The sequence below is a fragment of the Aliihoeflea aestuarii genome, from assembly GCF_024105665.1.
Classification (GTDB): domain Bacteria; phylum Pseudomonadota; class Alphaproteobacteria; order Rhizobiales; family Rhizobiaceae; genus Aliihoeflea; species Aliihoeflea aestuarii.
In genome coordinates this window covers 551,975-570,178 of sequence record NZ_JAAAMK010000002.1, presented here as the reverse complement: position 1 = coordinate 570,178, position 18,204 = coordinate 551,975, and the positions used below count along the sequence as shown (strand labels likewise).

The window sequence follows — 18,204 nt, the reverse complement described above, 5'->3', positions numbered from 1 at the left end:
TTTCAGCACTTCGTTCAATAGTCCCGTTCGAAGAACAGGCCGAGGCTGGAATCTCCATCCGAACCGACGGCGCCGCGCGCCGTAAACTCGTCGGTAATGTCGAGATTGATCGTGCCGCGTGCTGTGCCACCGGCGCCCGCTTCGACGCCCAGATAGATGTTGTCCTGGATGTAGCGGCCTGCACGCACGGCCGCATTGCCTTCGCTGTCGGTGATGATGTCGAGATCGTCGAGGCCGGTTGCGCCGCGAAGGCTGCCGAGCAGCGACGAGTTGCCGCCGCCTGCAAGCTCGGCCGCCGCTGCGGCAAGCTGGGCGATCTGCAAGGGCGAGAGTTCGCCGATGCTGCGATTGAAGATCAATTGCGCAAGCACTTCGTCTTCGGGCAGTTGCGGTGTCGAAGAGAAGGAGATGTCGAGATCCGAAACACGGCCGGAAACGGTGATGAAGACCGTGGTTCCGCTACCGGCACTCGAACTCGCGACGAAGTTCAGCACCGGATCGAGATCACCGATCAGGGTGATGGTGCCTTCCTCGAATTCGATCCGCTGGCCGAGAATGCCGAGCCGGCCGCGAATGAGTTCGAAAGCACCGACCGGCTGCACGTTGGTAACGGGGCCAAGCACTCTCACGCTGCCGCCGAGTTCGGCGTCGAGACCGCGGCCGCGCACGAAAATCTGGTTGGGGGCATTCACCGTTACGTCGAGCTGAATAACGCTCGGGCGGGATGTTGGAACCGGCGTCCCGTCATTCGCACGCGCGCGCTGCAGCGTCGCGGTCACGCCCGGAGGCGGATTGCGGTGGACGACGTCGATGCCGGCGGCTGCGCCGCCGAAACTGTCGGGAACGCTGATTTCGGCCCGCGCCACGTTGATCGTGCCGCTGATCCGCGCATCGCCGGCAAGCGGACCGACGATTGCCAGATTGCCGGACGCCGTGGCTGCGATCATGTTGCCGTCATTGTAGCGCGCCTCGTTGAGCGCGACCGTGATGTTGGCGGGCAGGCCCTCCGCGATTGACACCGTTCCGCCGGCGGTGATCGTGCCGCCCGCGCCGAGCGTGGCGTTGGCGGTCTGAATCGTGACGGTCTGGCCGGCGATGCTCGCCGCCAGATTGAGCGACTGCACGGAAACATTCGCCTCCGGATCGACGATTTGCGCGCCTTGCGTCGAGACCGTTCCATTGATCTGCGGATCGCTGGTCGAGCCGGCGACCTGCCCCTGAAACGCGACCGTACCCGAAAGCTGCGTTCCGCGGTCGATCAGGAAGCGATTGGCCAGCGACAATGGCGCTTCGGCCGTCAGATTGACGGCGAGTGCCGCACCGTCGAGCGGAACGCGGCCGCTCGCGGACACGGCGATCCCCTGACCATTCGAGACGTTGACGGACGAGAGGGTCACCGTCCGGTCGCCGAAATTGCCGGCGGCCGATGCGGTAAGCGGGTCGATCCCGTTTTCAGCGAGGGGAGCGGCCGAAAGGCCGGCCGCGTTGAGATCGAACGCCGCGCGGGGATCGGATGTGGTGCCGGTGACGCGCGCGGTTCCCGTCAGCGTTCCGGCGAGGTTCTGGTCGGGAACGACGGCATTGGCTATGCCCAGCGGGAAGGCCGCAAGGTTCACGTCCAGCGCAAGCTGGCCGTCGCCAAGAGGGGCAGTGCCGCGCACGGCCGCGTCGAGCCCTTCGGGGCTGGTGGCGCGCGCATCGATGTTCAGGCTTTCGCCGGAGGTCGTTCCGCGCGCCGTCACGTTCAGCGCGGACAGGCCCGCCTGACGCAGCGCGGCGGCGCGGATCGTATCGCCGCGAATGTCGAAGGCGACATTCGGGCGGTCGCGCGATCCGGTCACGCGCGCCGTCCCGTCGATTGTGCCGGCAAGTTCCAGATCGGGGCGCACCGTGTTGGCGATCGACAAAGGGAGGGCTGCGATCGTCGCGTTGAGATCGATTTCGTCGGCGATGCGGCCTGTCGCATCGATGCTGCCGCCGCCGACATCGAGTGCCAGGCGGTCGATGGTGATCACGTCGCCGATGATGGACAGGCTCGCGGCCTGACGCAGCCGCGCGGCAAGATTGCCCTGTGCCAGATCGGCCTGGGTCAGGTCCAGCCTGAAACCGTCGCCCTCGGGCGTCAGCGTGCCGGCAACGGCTGCGGTCGTCGCATTGTCGAGACGCGCATCGGCGCTGAACTCGGTCGCGTCGCCCTGACGGTTCGCATTCGCCTGGAGGGTTTCCACGTTGACGCCGCCGGCTGCGATGCCGGCCGCGTCCACCGAGCCATCGATGCGGGGAACGCCGAACAGATCATCGATGGCCGCTTCGATCTGCGCGCGCTCGATCCCCGTTTCGCCCAGTTCGAAGCCGTCGATGGCTGCGTCGATCGTCGCGCGCTGCTCGTTATCGACAGGCGTCAGTTCGACCGAGGCGCGGACGGCGCCCGATGCTTCCTGCAAGGCAAGCGCCGCGAGCGTCGAAATATCGGCCGCGTCGATGTCGAGCGATCCTGTCAAAAGCCCATCAGCCCCCTGGACCACGCCGCCGGTCAGGCGTGCACCGCCCGCCGTGAATGTCAGGTCCGTCAGGCGGCGTTCCTCTTCGACCAGCGCGATGCCTGTCGACAGGTCGACCCGCACGCCATCGAGAAAGGCGCTGCCGCCCAGCGTTCCATCGAGGTTGCCGTCCTCCAGCGTGCCGTCAAAGGCGATGGCGGCATCGCGCAACTGCTTTTCAGCGAGCCGTCCAGAAGGCACGCGCACCGAGGTGGTCAGGTTGATGATGCCGTCGCCGCCGGCTGCGCGGCCCTCGGCGGCAAGCGCGCCGGACGCCTGCGAGGTGACGAGCGCGAGATCGGTCAGGTTGAAGCTGAAATCGAAATCAGCCGCACCCGTTGCATAGCTGCCGTCGGCCAGAACGTCGAACTGTTCGTTCTCGACGCGCAGATTGTCCGTGACGAGACCTTGCTCGCCGCGCTCGACGCGGCCCGAAATCGTCGTGCGGCCGCCCATGAGGTTGTCGGCGGCTTCGTTGTCGATGCGCAACTCGTCGATCGTGCTGTCGAGCGTCAGGTTGAAGCCACCCGAGAGCGCGGCGATCGTGCCGGAAGCGCCCAGCGTCATCGCGCCGGACAGGTCTCGCCCGGCAATGCCCGAAAACGGCGCGATGCTCGACGTTTCGACAGAGATGTCGCCGTCGAAGACGTTTTCGGCGATTTCGCCGGCAAGGCGCAGGATCAGCGCTTCCGCTTCGACTTCGGTGTTCGAAAGAACGAGCGGCTGACCGGCATTCCATTCGCCGGACGAGGTGAGGGCGATGCGCTGGCCGAGTGCCTGGGAAATTTCCTCCTGCGTGGCGGTCACGCCGTCGATGGCGCCCGACAAGTCGAAGGTGACGCGCCGCGCATCGGGCTGGTCGAGATTCTGTGCCAGGCCAGTCAGATCGAGTTCCATCGTCTCGGCGGCGAATTCCGCGGTTTTCAATGCGCCGATATCAAGGGCGCCGGACCAGTCGTCGGACGCGCCTTCGCCGTAGGACAGAACGAGGCTTGCGCGCTCGACCGTCGTGTCGCCGCCGGGCACCGGAAGGACGACGACGTCGCCGCGCGGATCCTCGACGGTCGCGTCGATGGCGAGACGGCGCAGGAAGTTGTCGGCGGTCGTTTCGGCCGATGCGCTCAGGGTCATGGCCGCGCTGTTGAGGTCGAGCGCATCAAGCCGCAGGCCTCCTTCGTCGCGGATGAAACCTTGCGCGGTCAAGCTTGTTTCGGCTCCGAAAAAGTCGCGGAACTGCTCCGGGATCAGCCGGGCAATCGGCCCGGCAAGTCGTGTCGAGAAGCCGCGGCCGCCATTGCCGTCGCGCACCTGCGCCTGACCCGTCAGCATCCGCTCCTGTTCGGCATCAAGCGCCAGATCGACGTTGAGGTCGCCGAGCGGACCGTTGCCGGCCAGCGTCAGATCGACAGGCGGGCGGCCATCGATATTGAGCAGATTGGCAAGAATGCCGTTTTCGGGCTCGGAAAGATTGAGGTCGAGATCGACCACTTCCGTTGCGTTGGAATAGACGAAGGTGAGGCCGAGCTGTCCGCCGGGGCCGTCGAGCCGTTGAACGTCCAGCGCGGTATCGAGCGACCCGTCTTCCAGACGCAGACGGCCGGAGAGCGACAATTCCGATTCCAGGCCGAACACGGTCGGTCCGAACGCGGCGACCGGTATCTCAAGGCTTTGAAGGTTCACGGCGACCGGGAGTTCCGGCACCGCGAAACCCGAGGATTCGGGCGGCGGCAAGCCTTCTTCTGGCACAGGATTTCGCAAAACATCGATACGATCGGCGCGCAACGACGAGATTTCCAGCCGCTGGCGCAGGAGCAGCGCCGTACGACTCCATTCGATCGAGGCGTTGGTGATGCGCAGCCACACGCCTTCGCGATCCGCGACCGTGATCGAGCCGATGCGGGCATTGGACGACAAAGCACCCTGGATACCGCTGATGCTGATCTGGCGATTGGGCGTGGAGAGCTGGTTCTGGATGAAATTCGTGAACAGCGACCGCGTCTCGGCTTCCGTCTCCTGCGCGAAGGCGGGAGCGGAAAAGAAAACGAACGCGAGGGCGATGAGAAATCTGGTCAAAACGCCTGTCCTATTCCGACATAGAAGGCGACGGAGGGATCGCCTTCGCGCGCGTCGAGCGGCACGGCGACATCCAGACGGATGGGCCCGAGCCCAGTGAAATAGCGCAGGCCCGCGCCGACGCCGATCTTTACGTCCTCGCCGAAGTCCGGCACCGAATCCGCGCCGACAAGACCGGCATCGGCGAAGCCGACGAGGCCGATCGTATCCGTGACCTGCACGCGCGCCTCGACCGATCCCTCGATCAGCGACTTGCCGCCGACGACGGTGCCGCCCGGCCCTTCGACGCCGATATTGCGGAAGGCATAACCGCGCACCGAGCCGCCGCCGCCCGCGAAAAACAGCTTATCCGGCGGGGTTTCGCTGATGGACGGACCAACGAGCGTGCCGACCTTCGCGCGCCCGGCGAGAATGAAGCGGTTCTCCGCGCCGAATCCGTAATAGGTCCGGCCTTCGACCGTGGAGCGGAAGGCTGCGTTGTTGAACTGGAACTCGTAAAACGGCTCGACCACCGCTTCGGCGAAGTAGCCGCGCGCCGGGTTCGCTGCATCGTCCCGCGAATCGTAGGTGAGCGACCCGAAGAGGCCCGCGGTAGTGAATTCGCGTGTCCCGAATGCGTCGTCTTCGAAACGGGCATGGCCCGCCTGAACCGCGAAACGGCCCGCCAGTTCCTCATTGAAGATGTGCGAATAGCCGGACTGTGCATCGACACCGGTGCGGGTGTAGTTGTCGAGGACCTCCCGGGTCCCGTAGACCGATGCGAAGTAGTTCGTGTCCGGCGTGAAGACGCCCGGCTTTTCGAAGCTGGCCCCGACACGGTAGTTGAAGCCTTTGGGATCGAAGCTTCCGCCATCCAGATTGCGGCCGATACCGGCGACGCGTGCGTCGACCCGCAGTCGCTCGGCGCGTCCGAACAGATTGCGATGCAGCCAATAGGTTTCGATGCCCAGGCCATCGAGCGTCGAATAGGAACCGCCGATGCCGATGCGGCGGCGCTCGCGTTCCTGAACGATCAGGTCGATGGGCAACAGGCCATCGGACCCGATGGTGTCGGCTTCCTGAAAACGGGAGGCGCGGAAAACGTCGAGCCGCGCGAGGCGTTCACCGGCGCGGCGGATGTAGTCGGGGTCGTATTCGGCGCCGAGGGGCAGGCCGGCCATGAAGGCGATGAAATCGGGATCGAGCCGTTCCGTGCCTTCGACGGTGATCGGGCCGTAATAGGCTTTTTGTCCCGGTTCGACCGTGATGCGCGCATTGACGATGTCGGCGTCGTGGGCTGCCTCGACGCGGCGATCGACGACCTCAGCCTTCGCATGGCCCTGCTGGCGCCAGGCTTCGACCGACAGACGTTCGGCGCGCAGGATCGCCGTCGAACGTGCAATTTCGCCGGTGGCGAAGCCCTCCTCGCGCGGATCGTCCACTTCGTCGCGCCAGCTTTGCGGGGGCGGGGCCTGGTTAACGATGGCAGCTTCGCCGAACAGGAATTCCGGCCCCGGATCGATCGAGACTGCCACGGTCGCCGGATTGTTGAGCACCGTGTCCGGCGGAAGGTCCGCAGCCTCGCGGCCGTCGATCAGGATCGAGATCGTGCCGCCATATCGGCCCTCGGCATAAAGAGCTGCGAGCAGGCGCCGATAATCTCCGCGTGCCTTGGCAAGCAGGCCACCGGAGCCCGACGCCGGTTCATCCCGATCGTTCCAGAGGGTGGACGTGGATCGCAACCGGCGTTCCAGCCCGTTTTCATCGTTCTGCACCGTAAATTCGGCCGAGTAGTTTTGAGGTTCGCCGATAACGTCGACCTCGGCATCGTCGTTCGAGCCGAACAGGCCGAAAAACGCCGACGCCTGCGATGCGGGTAGGGCTGCGGCCGCGATGCTCAGCGAAGCAACAAGGGCAAGACGTCGACGGCAGGACCCGAACTTTGCTGACACGTTATTCCCCGAACTCGTACAACCGGCAGGCGCACAAACCATCGCCCTGCCTCTCCCTCGTCCGAACCGCACGCGGACATTCGCACATCAATACCAAACCCAAGCTGGTGATATTGATAATGAATTCCTAACAAACTGCGACGGTTTCCACCCTGCAACCTACCGGCTGGCCGGTGCGGTGTCCAATCTACATCGTGTCGATCCGGTCACAGCGCGTTTCAGAACGACAGGAACATTGGAGCATCCCGGCGATTTTGATGACAGGAGAAACAGGGAGTTCGCCATGCCTGCCAAATCGAAAGCCCAACAGAAAGCGGCCGGTGCCGCATTATCCGCCAAGCGCGGAGAGACGGCCAAATCCGACCTGAAAGGGGCCTCTAAACAGATGGTCGAATCGATGTCGGAAAAGCAGCTTGAGGAACTTGCCGAAACCAAGCGGAAGAAATTGCCGAACAAGAAATCGTGATCAGGCGACATTCATCCGGGCATCGCTCGATCGCTGCTCGAGCGCGTTTAGAAATGCCTGCTGCCATGCGATGGCATCACGCCGAGAGACGCGTTCGAACAAGGCGGCGTGCCGTTCCTTGCGTTCCTCAAGCGGCATCGTCAGCGCATTGTCGATGGCTCTTGCCATCGCGTCTATATCATAGGGGTTGACGATCAGCGCCTCGACCAGTTCTTCCGCGGCGCCTGCGAATTTCGACAGGATCAAAACACCGGGGTCATCGGGATTCTGGGCGGCGACGAATTCTTTCGCGACAAGGTTCATGCCATCCCGCAAGGGTGTGACCAGTCCGGCGCGGCTGACGCGATAGAGCCCAGCCAGGATTTCACGCGGCACGGAGCGATGGATGTAACGGATGGGCGTCCAGTTGAAGTCCGCGAACTGCCCATTGATCGAGCCTGAAAGATGTTCGAGCTCGCTGCGGATATCCGCATAGGCGTTGACGTTCTCACGGGTCGGCGGCGCGATCTGTAGAAACGTCACCTTCTTCATGTGATCGGGGTGGAGTTCGAGCAGGCGCCCGAACGCCTTCATGCGATCGGGCAGTCCCTTCGAATAGTCCAGCCGGTCGACGCCGATGATCTGCTTTCGGCCGAGCGTCTCGCGGCGCATCGAATCGATCTGGACGTCGTCGGAAGGCGATGCGGCAAGCTGCGCGAAGGCTTGCGCATCGATGCCGATCGGAAAGGCATCGAGATGCAGATCGCCCGCCGGACCTGTCATCCGGCCGGCCTTCGGTGGCGACATCTGCAGATGGTCTTCCGCATATCGCGCCAGATTTGAAACGTCCGTCTGAGTCTGGAAGCCGACGAGATCGTAAGCCAGAAGACTGTCGGCCAGCCATTTGTGCCCCGGTGCCGCAGCGAGGATTTCGGGTGGCGGAAAGGGGACGTGGAGAAAGAAACCGATCCGCTGCCTGCAACCCAGCCTGCGCAATTCGGACGCCAGCGGGATCAGGTGGTAATCATGTACCCAGATCGTGTCGTCGTCGCGCAGAAGAGGAAGAAGCGCCTGTGCGAAGCGTCGGTTGACCAGGCGATATCCGTCCAGAAATCTGGAATGAAAATCAACCAGATCGAGCCGGTAGTGAAAAAGGGGCCAAAGCACGCTGTTGGAAAAGCCGAGATAATAGTTGGCGTAGTCCGCCTCCGTCAGCGGGATCGTCGCCATGGAGACGTTGCCTGCCTCAACGACCGTCGGCGCAGCATCATCACCAGCTTGCGAGATTTCACCGTTCCAGCCGAACCAGAGACCGCCACGATTCTTCAGCGCGTCGGTAATGCCGACCGCAAGGCCACCCGACTGCATGGATCGCGTCAAATCCGCGACCCTGTTCGAGACGACCACCAGTCTTCCCAAAATACCATCTCCCTCGTTCTTCTGCGGCAAAACTTTCAGGACGGCCAAATGATCCGTCGAGGCTGAAAGTGTGATTGCGCAAATTTGTAGCAGGATTTTTCGGGGAGGTAAAATTTAGGCAAGATCTCTTGCCGTCGCTGCCAGCCAATCGCGAAATTCTGCTGGAGTATCCGTGCGCAATTTCGCGCGGGTTTCTCCGCTTCCGATCTTGATCGCGACGCCGCCGATTTCCGCAACGGCTTGAAACCCGAATTCGTCGGTGACGTCGTCGCCCGCGAAGACCGCCACGCGATCTGCAAAAGGCGGCTCCTCCATGAAGGCACGGATGGCGCTGCCTTTGTTGGCGTGGCCGGTCTTCACTTCCACGACCATCTTGCCATGCAGAATATCGATACCGTCAAGGTCGCCGAGCGCTTCATGGACGAGCTCGGCCACCGTTTCGCTCAGGTCCGGCCGGCGTCGGTAGTGAAAGGCGATCGAACCCGGCTTGATCTCGATCATCGTATCGGCATGCTCCGTATGAAGATGCGTCATCCGTGCCTGCACTTCGGCAAAAACAGACGGATCGTGATCGGCCGTATGCAGCTTTCCGTCGAACGCGCGCCGTGCCATTCCATGCACGCCGGCGACCGGCAAAACCAGGGGCGACAAAAGCCTGTCGATCTGTTCGATCGGGCGACCCGTTACGATGGCGAGTGCACCGGAGGTACGTTTTGCCAGCATGTCGAGTGCTTCGATCATCTCGCCGGGCAGATGGACGTCATCGGGATGATCGACGATATCGGCCAGCGTGCCGTCGAAGTCCAGAAAGATCGCCAGTTGCTCGACGGGGCAGGGAAGGTCGAAACTCGAAAGAGGCTTTGTGCCGGTCATGGTCACCCTTGCTTGAACTCGTGGAACGCGCGATGCGCCGACATCGTTGGATTGGGGGCGGGCATATAGGCTTCGAGCCGTGCCGGCCAAGATGGGCAAACGACGCCCGCCCTGTTGAAAGGACATTTGCGATGCGTGGTCTGATGTTCATGATGGCGATGCTTGCGGCGGCGCCGGCTATGGCCCAGCACCGGGTCGATGCGCGGCAACTCGACTGCCGTAGCGTGCAATCGCTGATCGACCAGCGCGGCGCGATCGTGCTGACGACCGGCCAATATACCTATGACCGGTATGTCGTCGACGGGCGCTTCTGCTTCAGTCCGGAGGTTGCCCGGTATACGACGATACCATCCGCCGACACGGATCAGTGCCCGGTCTATCGCTGCGATCAGCCGCTTATCGATTGGGATTGAGTCCCGGAGACGTCAGCATCAACTGACCTTCAGGTCGGCGTATCGGGCGGCAAATCGCTTTAGTCGATTGCCGGCGTCGCGCAAAATATCGTCGGGCTGGGTCAGGCTCACCCGAATATGGCCCTTCGCGGCATCACCGAAACTCGATCCGGGCATGACGGCTATTTTCTCGGTATCGAGCAGTTTCCAGGCGAAGGCCTCGCAATCCGGATCGACCGCGGAGATATCGAGCATCACATACATGCCGCCTTGCGATCCGCGCACGATCAAACCGTCGGCGCCGTCGATGGCTTGTAGGAATATCTCGCGTCGCTCGGCATAGCGCGCCGCGATTTCAGCCACCCCATAGCGATTTTCCAGCGCCTCGATCGCCGCACGGGATACGAAATCGGGCAGGCCGTAGGTCGTGACGAGATTGAGGTCGATCAGGCGCGAAATGATCGCTTTCGGCCCCGTCAGCCATCCGATCCGCCACCCGGTCATGCCGTGGCTCTTGGACATCGAATTGATGACGAGCGTGCGTTCCGGCATCCCCGGAAACGCGCGCGGCGACAGATGCTGCCTGCTTCCGGCAATCGACCAGTAGACCTCGTCCGAAAGCAGCCACAGATCATGTCTGATGCAGATGTCGGCAAGGTGGGCAAGGCTTTCGCGCGTGTAGACGGCCCCGGTGGGGTTGTTCGGCGTGTTGATCAGGATCACGCGCGTATTCGGCTCGATCGCATTTTCGATCGCCGCCGCGTCGGGCTGGAAACTTTCTTCGGCGCGTGTCTCGACCACCGTGAAGCCGGCGCCTGCCGCGCGGAACGTGCCCGGATAGGTCGCATAATAGGGCGCGACCACGACCGCATGCCCTCCTGCGTCCAATGTCGCCATGACGGCCGCAAAGAGCGAGGACTGGCCGCCGGGTGTCGCGAGCACGTTTTCAGTCAGGGTTTCGACGCCGGTGCATTCGGCCGAGACTGCAGCCATCGCGGCGCGCAGGCGCGGCATTCCCGGCAATGGCGTATAGTGGTGATGTCCGGCGCGCACCGCCTGAACACAGGCTTCCACGGTCTGTGCCGGCGTGTCGAAATCATGATCGCCGACTGACAGCATGGTGATCGCTTCGCCCGCCTGCTTGCGCTGATAGGCGGTGAAATGGACCTCCCAACCATCCTTGCCGGATGGAACGATGCCGGAAATACGCGAAGAGGGGTTTGGCACGTCAAGTGTCCTTGGAATTAGGAGTGTCGCGATGTTCTATCAATTCGGTTCTTGAGCAGGTGGGTTTTCAGCCGTTGGATCAAAGGAATTGCGTGCTGGCATGGCATGGCCTATGCCCGACCGCACGAAAGCGACCAAGGCGGAGAGATGAATCATCATCCAAGAGGCGAAAGCATGAAATCGTCCGGGCATGAGAAGACGGCGATTGTGGACGAGGCGATCACCTCGCGCAAGTCCGTGCGCGCGTTCCTGCCGACGCCGGTCGACGACCGGACGATCTGCGACATTCTGGAGGTCGCGGCGCGCGCTCCGTCAGGCACCAATATGCAGCCATGGAAAGTCTACGTGGTGAAGGGGAACCGGAAGCAGGAGCTTTCCGATGCCATCCTGAATTCGGGCGTTCGTGCCGAAAAGGCCGCGTGGGACGAATACAAATATTATCCCGACCAGTTCTTCGAACCCTATCTATCGCGCCGCCGTGCCGTCGGATTCGCCCTCTACGGCCTGCTTGGAATCGGCAAGCGGGAAACGGACCGCATGCGCGAGCAGCATGATCGCAATTTCGTGTTCTTCGATGCACCTGTCGGTTTGATCTTCACTATCGACCGGCGGTTGAACATGGGGTCGTGGGTCGATCACGGCATGTTTTTGCAGTCGATCATGGTCGCGGCCAGGGCGCGGGGGCTTCATACGTGCCCGCAGGCCGCCTTCGCGCCGTATCACCGACAGATACGGCCCGTTCTGGACATTCCCGACGAGGAAATCGTCGTCTGCGGCATGGCGCTGGGGCATGAGGACACGACGAAACCGGAGAATACGCTTCGGTCCGAGCGCGAACCGATCGAGGCATTCGTCACTTTCGTGAAATGAAAAAGGGCCGCTGATCAGCGGCCCTTTTGAGGTGTCACCGACCGATAAACGCCAGAAGATCGTCGTTCAATTCGTCCTTGTTCGAGAAGAACAGGCCGTGCGGCGCGCCCTGATAGACCTTCAACTCGGCGTTCGGTGCGAATTCCTGAACGCGTTTGGCCGAAACGTCGATCGGTACGGTCTGGTCTTCGTCGCCATGGATGACGAGCGTGGGGATCGTGAATTTGCGCAAATCCTCGCGAAAGTCGGTTTCCGAAAATGCGCGCACGCAATCGATCGTCGCTTTCGGGGAGGCCAGCATGGCGACTTGGCTCGTCCAGGCCAGAAGCTCGTTCGATATCTCGAAATTGAGTATGCCGGCACCATAGAAGGTCTTGCCGAAACCGGCGAGAAAGTGCGGGCGATCCGCCTTCAGCCCCTCGACCATCTCGTCGAACGTGCTTTTATCCACGCCGTCGGTATTGTCACCCGTCTTCAAAAGGAAGGGCGTGACCGACGCGACGAGCGCGGCTTTCGCGATCCTGTCGGTGCCGTAGCGCCCGATATAGCGCGCGACCTCGCCGCCGCCCATCGAAAACCCGACCAGTGTGACATCGCGAAGGTCAAGACCATCGATGATGGCTTTGAGGTCGGCCGCGAACGTGTCGTAGTCATAGCCAGTCCATGGCTGGCTCGACCGGCCGAAGCCGCGGCGATCGTAGGAAATGACGCGGTGGCCCGCATCGGCAAGCACACGCGCTTGATACTCCCACATATCGCCGTCGAGCGGCCAGCCATGGATGAGGATGACGGGCTTGCCGGTGCCCCAGTCGTTGTAAAAGATCTGTGTGTCGTCGGCGGTCTTGATGAAGGGCATTGGAAAGTCTCCGTTGGTCAGCAGCGGAAACGGCGGTTCGTCATCCAATGTTCCTCACTAACGACCTGCGGCGCGTCAACACAAAGTGAGGGAAAGCATCCTTGCGACCTACGCGGCGTTTAATCTCGTCGGAGGATTAAGAATGTCCGAGAAGAAGAAAGCCACGATCGCACGCATCTGGCGTGGTCGCACCGCCCCGGATCGTGCCGACGAATACGAAGCCTATAATTACGAAATCGGAATCAAACCGCTGATCGAGAAAGCGCTTGGTGTCGAGACGCTACGCGAGGATCGAGAGGATGCCACGACGTTCGTGACGATCTCCTACTGGGCGGACGAGGAGGCCATGGCGAGCTTCACCGGCGCGAGCCCGAAGGACGTTCATCATCTGCCGCGCGATGCCGAATTTCTGCTCGAACTCCCGGAGCGCATCGAGGTGTTCCGCATTCGCCATCGCCATGGCTCGGTCGGCTGATCAGTCGACCGTGTAGCCGACTTCCTCCGCGCTCGTGCATAGGAGTTGCCAGAACGAGCGCGCGAAGGAACGGTAGACGTAAAGGTCGAACCGATCTGTTGCTGTGCGCTGGATGAGCGTGAAGAACTCGTGATGCGCCGTGGATTTCCCCACGCTCACCGGAAAAGCGGCGAGCGAGAAATCGAGCGCGAAGAGCTTGGATAGAACCCATTCGGCCCGTTCGCCTTCGATGGCGATGGCGGTTCGTCCATGCGAAAGGTCGGTCACCGTGCCGGTTTGGGTGTCGATCCGATCGCGAAGGGTATCGCCCATGCCTTCGGCCTGATCGACCATGAGCCAGCGTCCGGGCGCGAAGCCGAATGCGGAACGCGTGTCGCTGAATACGCCCGCGCCGGCATCGGCGGTCACGTCGAGCGAGGCTGCCGCGTTGATCGCGGCAAGCGCCGCGCCCTCCTTGCCGGGCCAGCTTGTCACCTGCACGATCGAGCCTGGCTGCGTCTCCCACAAGGTGATGGCGGAACCGCCATCGCGATTGCCATGCGCGCCGCGCCGATAGACGGGTTCGAGGGCCGAGACGATCTCAACCATGCATGCGGCTCCCTTCCGGGTCGAAGAAGTGGTGGCTGACGATTTCGACCGGGCCGAACCGGTTCCGCAGCGGGTCGGATATATGGGCGCGTTGTCCGTGACGGGTTTTGCCGCCCTTGACCAACGCCAGCCCGATATATTTTCCAAGCGCGGGTGAATAGCAGACGGCGGTGATATGGCCGATAGAGTCGCGCGGCTCGTCCTCCAACCGCTCGACGATATGCGCGCCGCCGTTCAGCGGCCGATCGTCCAGCGAGACGATGCCGACGAGACGAACGCGATCCTCTGCGACGAGACCCTCGCGATCGACCATCGCCGAGCCGATATAAGGCTTCTTTTTCGACAGCATCCAGTCGAGGTAAAGGTCGCGCGGCGAGGTGCGCCCGTCGATTTCCGCGCCGGTGACATGGCCCTTCTCGATGCGCAAAGTGCCGAGTGCTTCAAGACCGTAAGGTGTGATCGCAAAGGGCTTTCCGGCCGCCATCAACGCGTCCCAGACATGCGTGCCATGGCCCGCGCCGCAATAGACTTCATAGGCAAGCTCGCCGGAGAAGGAGAGGCGGCAGATCAATACCGGCGCGCCGGCGATCTCGCCGCGCACGATGCCCATGAAGGGGAGCGCGTCGTTGTCGAGCGCCGTCCCATCGACGCAGACTTCCAGAACCTTGCGCGCGTTCGGTCCGGCGACGGCCCCGCCTGCCCATTCGTCTGTTACCGAGGTGACGTGGACCCGCAGGTCCGGCCAGACACAGTCGAGATAATATTCCAGATGCTGCATGACCTTGCCGGCATTGGCCGTCGTCGTCGTCATCAGAAACTCATGTTCGCCGAGCCGCCATGTCGTGCCGTCATCGAAGGCGATGCCTTCCTCGCGCAGCATCAGCCCATAACGCGCCTTCATCACCGGCAGGGTCGAGAACATGTTCGTATAGACACGGTCGAGAAACGCGCCGGCATCCGGCCCCTGCACCGCGATCTTGCCCAGCGTCGAGACATCGACGATGCCGACGCTTTCGCGCACCGCCGCCGCCTCGCGAACATAGGCCTGCTCGATCGTCTCGCCGCCCGCGCCGTAGATCATCGGGCGATACCACAGGCCGGCGGAATACATCCGCGCGCCATGCTGCATATGCCAGTCGTGCATCGGTGTCAGTCGTTCGGGCTTGAAATGACCGTGCGTGTCGGCAGCCAGCGAGCCTATCGAAACCGCCGAGAAGGGCGGGCGAAATCGCGTCGTGCCTGCCTGCGAGATCGGAATGCCGCGCGCGGCGGCCATGATGGCGAGGCCCGGCACGTTTGAGGTCTTGCCCTGATCCGTCGCCATGCCGAGCGTTGTATAGCGCTTCAGGTGCTCGACCGACTGGAAGCCTTCGCGGTTGGCCAGCCGGATGTCGGACGCGGTCACGTCGTGCTGGAAATCGACGAACGATTTGCCGGATTTCTTGGCGGGCCGGATTTCGAAGACGGGCGCGGGCGCGTAGTCGATTTCCGCCTCGTCCACCTCGAACTCGCCGCCCAGCGCGTCGGCTGTCGAAAACTTTCCGGCAAATGCCCCGGCGCCCGTCCAGCGTTGCGACGGTGCGGGCGGCAGGAACGCCTGTAAAGCCTCGTCCCATACGGGTGCGGCACCGGCCTGGCTCGCCAGATGGATCGCGGGCGACCAGCCGCCGGAAACCGCGAGGCAATCGACGACGATCGAGCGCTTGCCGCGATCGGTGATCGTGCCGCCGGCAAAGGGTTGGACGTCGATCTCGCGCAGGCGCTTTGTCCCGCCGGCATTGGTGACGGCGTGGCCCAGCAGGAGTTCGCCGCCGGCCTGACGGGCAAGATCGCGCGCGGCAGGCGAGATGCCGGCGCGCAGATCGACGATGGCGGCGATCTCCGCGCCGGCGTCCCTGAGCGCCACGGCTGCCTCATAGGCCGAATCGTTGTTGGTGAAGATCGCAACGCGCCGGCCGGGCAGGGTGCCGAACTGCGCCGCATAGCGCGCGGCGGCGCCGGCCAGAAGGATGCCGGGCCGGTCGTTGCCCGGAAAGACGATCGGCCGTTCGAACGCGCCGGTAGCGAGCACGACGTCCTTGGCGCGGATCGTCCATTGCCGATGGCGCGGTTCGCCGATGGCGGGGGCCGATTTGTGATCCGTGACGCGTTCGAGCGCGGCGAACTGGTTGTCGTCGTAATAGCCCCAGACCGTGGTGCGCGGCAGGATGGTGACATTGCCGGCCGCGCGCAATTCGGCTTCGGTCGTATCCAGCCATTCGGCGGCCGGCTGCCCGTCGATGGTTGCGCTTCGCCAGCGCAACGCACCGCCGAGCGTGCCATCCTGTTCGGCCAGTATGACGCGCTTGCCTTCCGCCGCCGCCCGCTGCGCCGCCGCAAGCCCCGCCGGACCGGACCCGACGACGAGCACGTCGCAAAAGGCGAACATCTTTTCGTAGCGGTCGGTATCCGCTTCATAGCCCGCGCGGCCAAGACCGGCGGCGCGGCGGATGAACTGCTCGCAAAACATCCAGAAACGCGTGCCCTTCAACGGGCCGACGACCGGCCCCATGAAGGTCTTGTAGTAGAAGCCGGCGGCGAAGAGATTGCCGGCAAGTCCGTTGATCGCGCCGACATCGAAGCTGAGCGAGGGAAACCGATTCTGGCTCTCGACCGTCAGGCCGTCATAGATCTCGATCTGCGTCGCCGGGACGTTCGGCTCGCGCAGTTTGCCGCGAATGACGGTGACGAGCGCGTTCGGCTCATCGATGCCGGCGGCGAAAATGCCGCGTGGGCGGTGATATTTGAACGAGCGACCGACGACGGAGATGCCGTTCGCCATCAAAGCGGAAGCCAGCGTGTCGCCCGAATGGCCGCTCATCGCCGTGCCGTCGAAGGTGAAGCGGATAATGCGGGAGCGGTCGATCCGACCGCCGCGTTGCGTGCGGTGGGCTGTCAAGCGCGTGACCTTTCGTGAATCGAATCACGCGCATAGGCGACGGACTTCACCTCGTGAGTCAGCGTGGAGCGGACGATCCTCAGATGCGCGCGGCATCCGCCAGAATGCTGCCAGAACTCCGAATGATCACCGGCCGTGTTCACGCGGTCGTAGACATAGGCGTTCCACGCTGCCTGATCGGTCGATCCAGGATCGGGACGAACGCGCGTCGCATCGCCCTGATAAGTGAATTCGGACAGGTCGCGCGGGCCGCAATAGGGGCAGGGTATCAACATGAAAACCTCAGTGCCATTTGGGGGTCGCGCCGGACCCCTTCTCGTCGATCAGGATTCCGCGATGGAAACGGTCGAGCGTGAAGGGGGCGTTGAATTCATGCGGCGCATCGCGCGCGATGGTGTGGGCGAAACACCAACCCGAGGCCGGCGTCGCCTTGAAGCCGCCGTAGCACCAGCCGCAATTGAGGTACATGCCCGGCAGCGGGCCGGTGGTGATGATCGGCGAGCCGTCCATCGACATGTCCATGACACCACCCCAGGACCGCAGAAGACGCACGCGCGCCAGCATCGGGAACATGGCGAGAAGTTCGCTCATGACCTCTTCGACCAGAGGCAGGTTTCCGCGCTGGGCATAGGTGTTGTAGCCATCGAGATCGCCGCCGAAGACCAGCCCGCCTTTGTCGGACTGTGACACGTAAAGATGGCCCCCGCCGAAGGTGACGACCTGATCGATGAGGGGCTTGAGTGATTCCGACACGAAAGCCTGAAGGACGTGGCTCTCGATCGGAAGATTCTCGATACCGGCCAGCTTCATGACACGGCCGGTGGAGCCGGCGACGGCGACGGCGACCTTTTTCGCGCGGATTTCGCCGCGCGTGGTCGTCACGCCGACGACGCGCTCGCCTTCGCGCAGGAACCCCGTGACTTCGCAGTTTTCGAGAATGTCGACGCCGCGCCGGTCCGCGCCGCGGGCATAGCCCCAGGCGACCGCGTCATGGCGCGCCGTTCCCGCACGCGGCTGCAGCAACCCGCCATGAACCGGAAACCGCGCAGAGCCGGATACGTCGAGGCCGGGCACCATCTTCGCCACCTCCTCGCGGCCGAGAAGCACCGCGTCGCCGCCTTCATGGCGCATCGCGTTGCCGCGCCGCGCGTGCTCATCCATTTGCGCAGGCGTATGGGCGAGGTTCAAGACGCCGCGCTGGGAGAACATGACGTTGTAGTTCAAATCGTGGGACAGGTTCTCCCACAGCTTCAGCGAATGCTCGTAGAAACGGATATTGTCGGGCAGGAGGTAGTTCGAGCGCACGATGGTCGTGTTGCGACCGATATTACCCGAGCCGAGGTACCCCTTCTCCAGCACGGCGACGTTCGTCAGCCCGTGCTCTTTCGCCAGATAATAGGCCGTCGACAGCCCGTGCCCGCCACCGCCGATGACGATCACGTCATAGGACGGTTTCGGCTCGGGCTTGCGCCAGGCCGGTTTCCAATCCTCGTTTCCGTTGAAGGCGTTCTTCAATAGCGAGAAGAACGAATATTCAGCCATTGCGGTTGCCGTCCGATTCATCCTGAAGCACTTCA

14 protein-coding genes are annotated in these 18,204 nt (G+C 63.0%); 4 read left to right on the top strand and 10 right to left on the bottom strand.

All coding sequences use genetic code 11. The features are described from left to right. Positions 1 to 14 precede the first annotated feature (14 nt). On the bottom strand, positions 15 to 4,613 hold the full coding sequence (locus GTW25_RS07150) for a translocation/assembly module TamB domain-containing protein (protein ID WP_252911253.1): 4,599 nt from the start codon (positions 4,611 to 4,613) through the stop codon (positions 15 to 17). Further along, positions 4,610 to 6,544: an autotransporter assembly complex protein TamA gene (locus tag GTW25_RS07145; RefSeq protein WP_252911252.1), complete on the bottom strand. Its 1,935-nt coding sequence runs from the start codon at positions 6,542 to 6,544 to the stop codon at positions 4,610 to 4,612. The genes GTW25_RS07150 and GTW25_RS07145 overlap by 4 nt, the downstream gene beginning before the upstream one ends. A gap of 283 nt (positions 6,545 to 6,827) precedes the next feature. On the opposite strand from GTW25_RS07145, the gene GTW25_RS07140 reads away from it, so the two are divergent. Beyond that, positions 6,828 to 7,010, top strand: a complete 183-nt coding sequence (locus GTW25_RS07140; protein ID WP_252911453.1) for a DUF3008 family protein — start codon at positions 6,828 to 6,830, stop codon at positions 7,008 to 7,010. Here GTW25_RS07140 and otsA read toward each other — a convergent pair whose 3' ends face one another. Continuing rightward, entirely contained in the window at positions 7,011 to 8,408 is a 1,398-nt protein-coding gene (gene otsA / locus GTW25_RS07135; protein WP_252911251.1) for an alpha,alpha-trehalose-phosphate synthase (UDP-forming), read from the bottom strand. It abuts the gene before it with no gap. 114 nt (positions 8,409 to 8,522) lie between these two features. Next, a complete protein-coding gene (gene otsB, locus GTW25_RS07130; RefSeq protein ID WP_252911250.1) occupies positions 8,523 to 9,281 on the bottom strand; it encodes a trehalose-phosphatase in 759 nt (252 codons plus the stop codon). Between the two features lie 131 nt (positions 9,282 to 9,412). On the opposite strand from otsB, the gene GTW25_RS07125 reads away from it, so the two are divergent. Next, positions 9,413 to 9,694 carry a hypothetical protein gene (locus GTW25_RS07125; protein WP_252911249.1) on the top strand — a complete coding sequence of 94 codons (282 nt, stop codon included), beginning with the start codon at positions 9,413 to 9,415 and terminating at the stop codon, positions 9,692 to 9,694. An 18-nt stretch (positions 9,695 to 9,712) separates the two neighbouring features. Here GTW25_RS07125 and GTW25_RS07120 read toward each other — a convergent pair whose 3' ends face one another. Next, a complete protein-coding gene (locus GTW25_RS07120; RefSeq protein WP_252911248.1) occupies positions 9,713 to 10,900 on the bottom strand; it encodes a pyridoxal phosphate-dependent aminotransferase in 1,188 nt (395 codons plus the stop codon). A gap of 174 nt (positions 10,901 to 11,074) precedes the next feature. Here GTW25_RS07120 and GTW25_RS07115 point away from each other — a divergent pair, with 174 nt between their 5' ends. Next, the gene (locus GTW25_RS07115; protein WP_252911247.1) at positions 11,075 to 11,770 is read left to right on the top strand and encodes a nitroreductase; all 696 of its coding nucleotides are present in this window, start codon (positions 11,075 to 11,077) and stop codon (positions 11,768 to 11,770) included. Between the two features lie 34 nt (positions 11,771 to 11,804). Here the strand turns inward: GTW25_RS07115 and GTW25_RS07110 are convergent, their stop codons facing one another. Continuing rightward, positions 11,805 to 12,626 carry an alpha/beta fold hydrolase gene (locus GTW25_RS07110; RefSeq protein WP_252911246.1) on the bottom strand — a complete coding sequence of 274 codons (822 nt, stop codon included), beginning with the start codon at positions 12,624 to 12,626 and terminating at the stop codon, positions 11,805 to 11,807. Between the two features lie 142 nt (positions 12,627 to 12,768). Between GTW25_RS07110 and GTW25_RS07105 the strand changes: the two genes are divergently transcribed. After that, positions 12,769 to 13,101 (top strand): antibiotic biosynthesis monooxygenase family protein, encoded by a 333-nt coding sequence (locus GTW25_RS07105; protein ID WP_252911245.1) that lies wholly within the window; start codon positions 12,769 to 12,771, stop codon positions 13,099 to 13,101. Here GTW25_RS07105 and GTW25_RS07100 read toward each other — a convergent pair whose 3' ends face one another. Genes GTW25_RS07100 through GTW25_RS07085 form a run of 4 tightly spaced genes read right to left on the bottom strand, consistent with a single transcriptional unit; the run spans position 13,102 to position 18,169 of the window. Then, entirely contained in the window at positions 13,102 to 13,689 is a 588-nt protein-coding gene (locus GTW25_RS07100) for a sarcosine oxidase subunit gamma family protein (RefSeq protein WP_252911244.1), read from the bottom strand. Further along, positions 13,682 to 16,627, bottom strand: a complete 2,946-nt coding sequence (locus tag GTW25_RS07095; protein ID WP_252911243.1) for a sarcosine oxidase subunit alpha family protein — start codon at positions 16,625 to 16,627, stop codon at positions 13,682 to 13,684. The genes GTW25_RS07100 and GTW25_RS07095 overlap by 8 nt, the downstream gene beginning before the upstream one ends. Continuing rightward, positions 16,624 to 16,902: a sarcosine oxidase subunit delta family protein gene (locus GTW25_RS07090; protein ID WP_252911242.1), complete on the bottom strand. Its 279-nt coding sequence runs from the start codon at positions 16,900 to 16,902 to the stop codon at positions 16,624 to 16,626. Before GTW25_RS07090 ends, GTW25_RS07095 begins: the two co-directional genes overlap by 4 nt. Positions 16,903 to 16,909: 7 nt before the next feature. Next, positions 16,910 to 18,169 carry a sarcosine oxidase subunit beta family protein gene (locus GTW25_RS07085; RefSeq protein WP_252911241.1) on the bottom strand — a complete coding sequence of 420 codons (1,260 nt, stop codon included), beginning with the start codon at positions 18,167 to 18,169 and terminating at the stop codon, positions 16,910 to 16,912. Between the last annotated feature and the right edge of the window lie 35 nt (positions 18,170 to 18,204).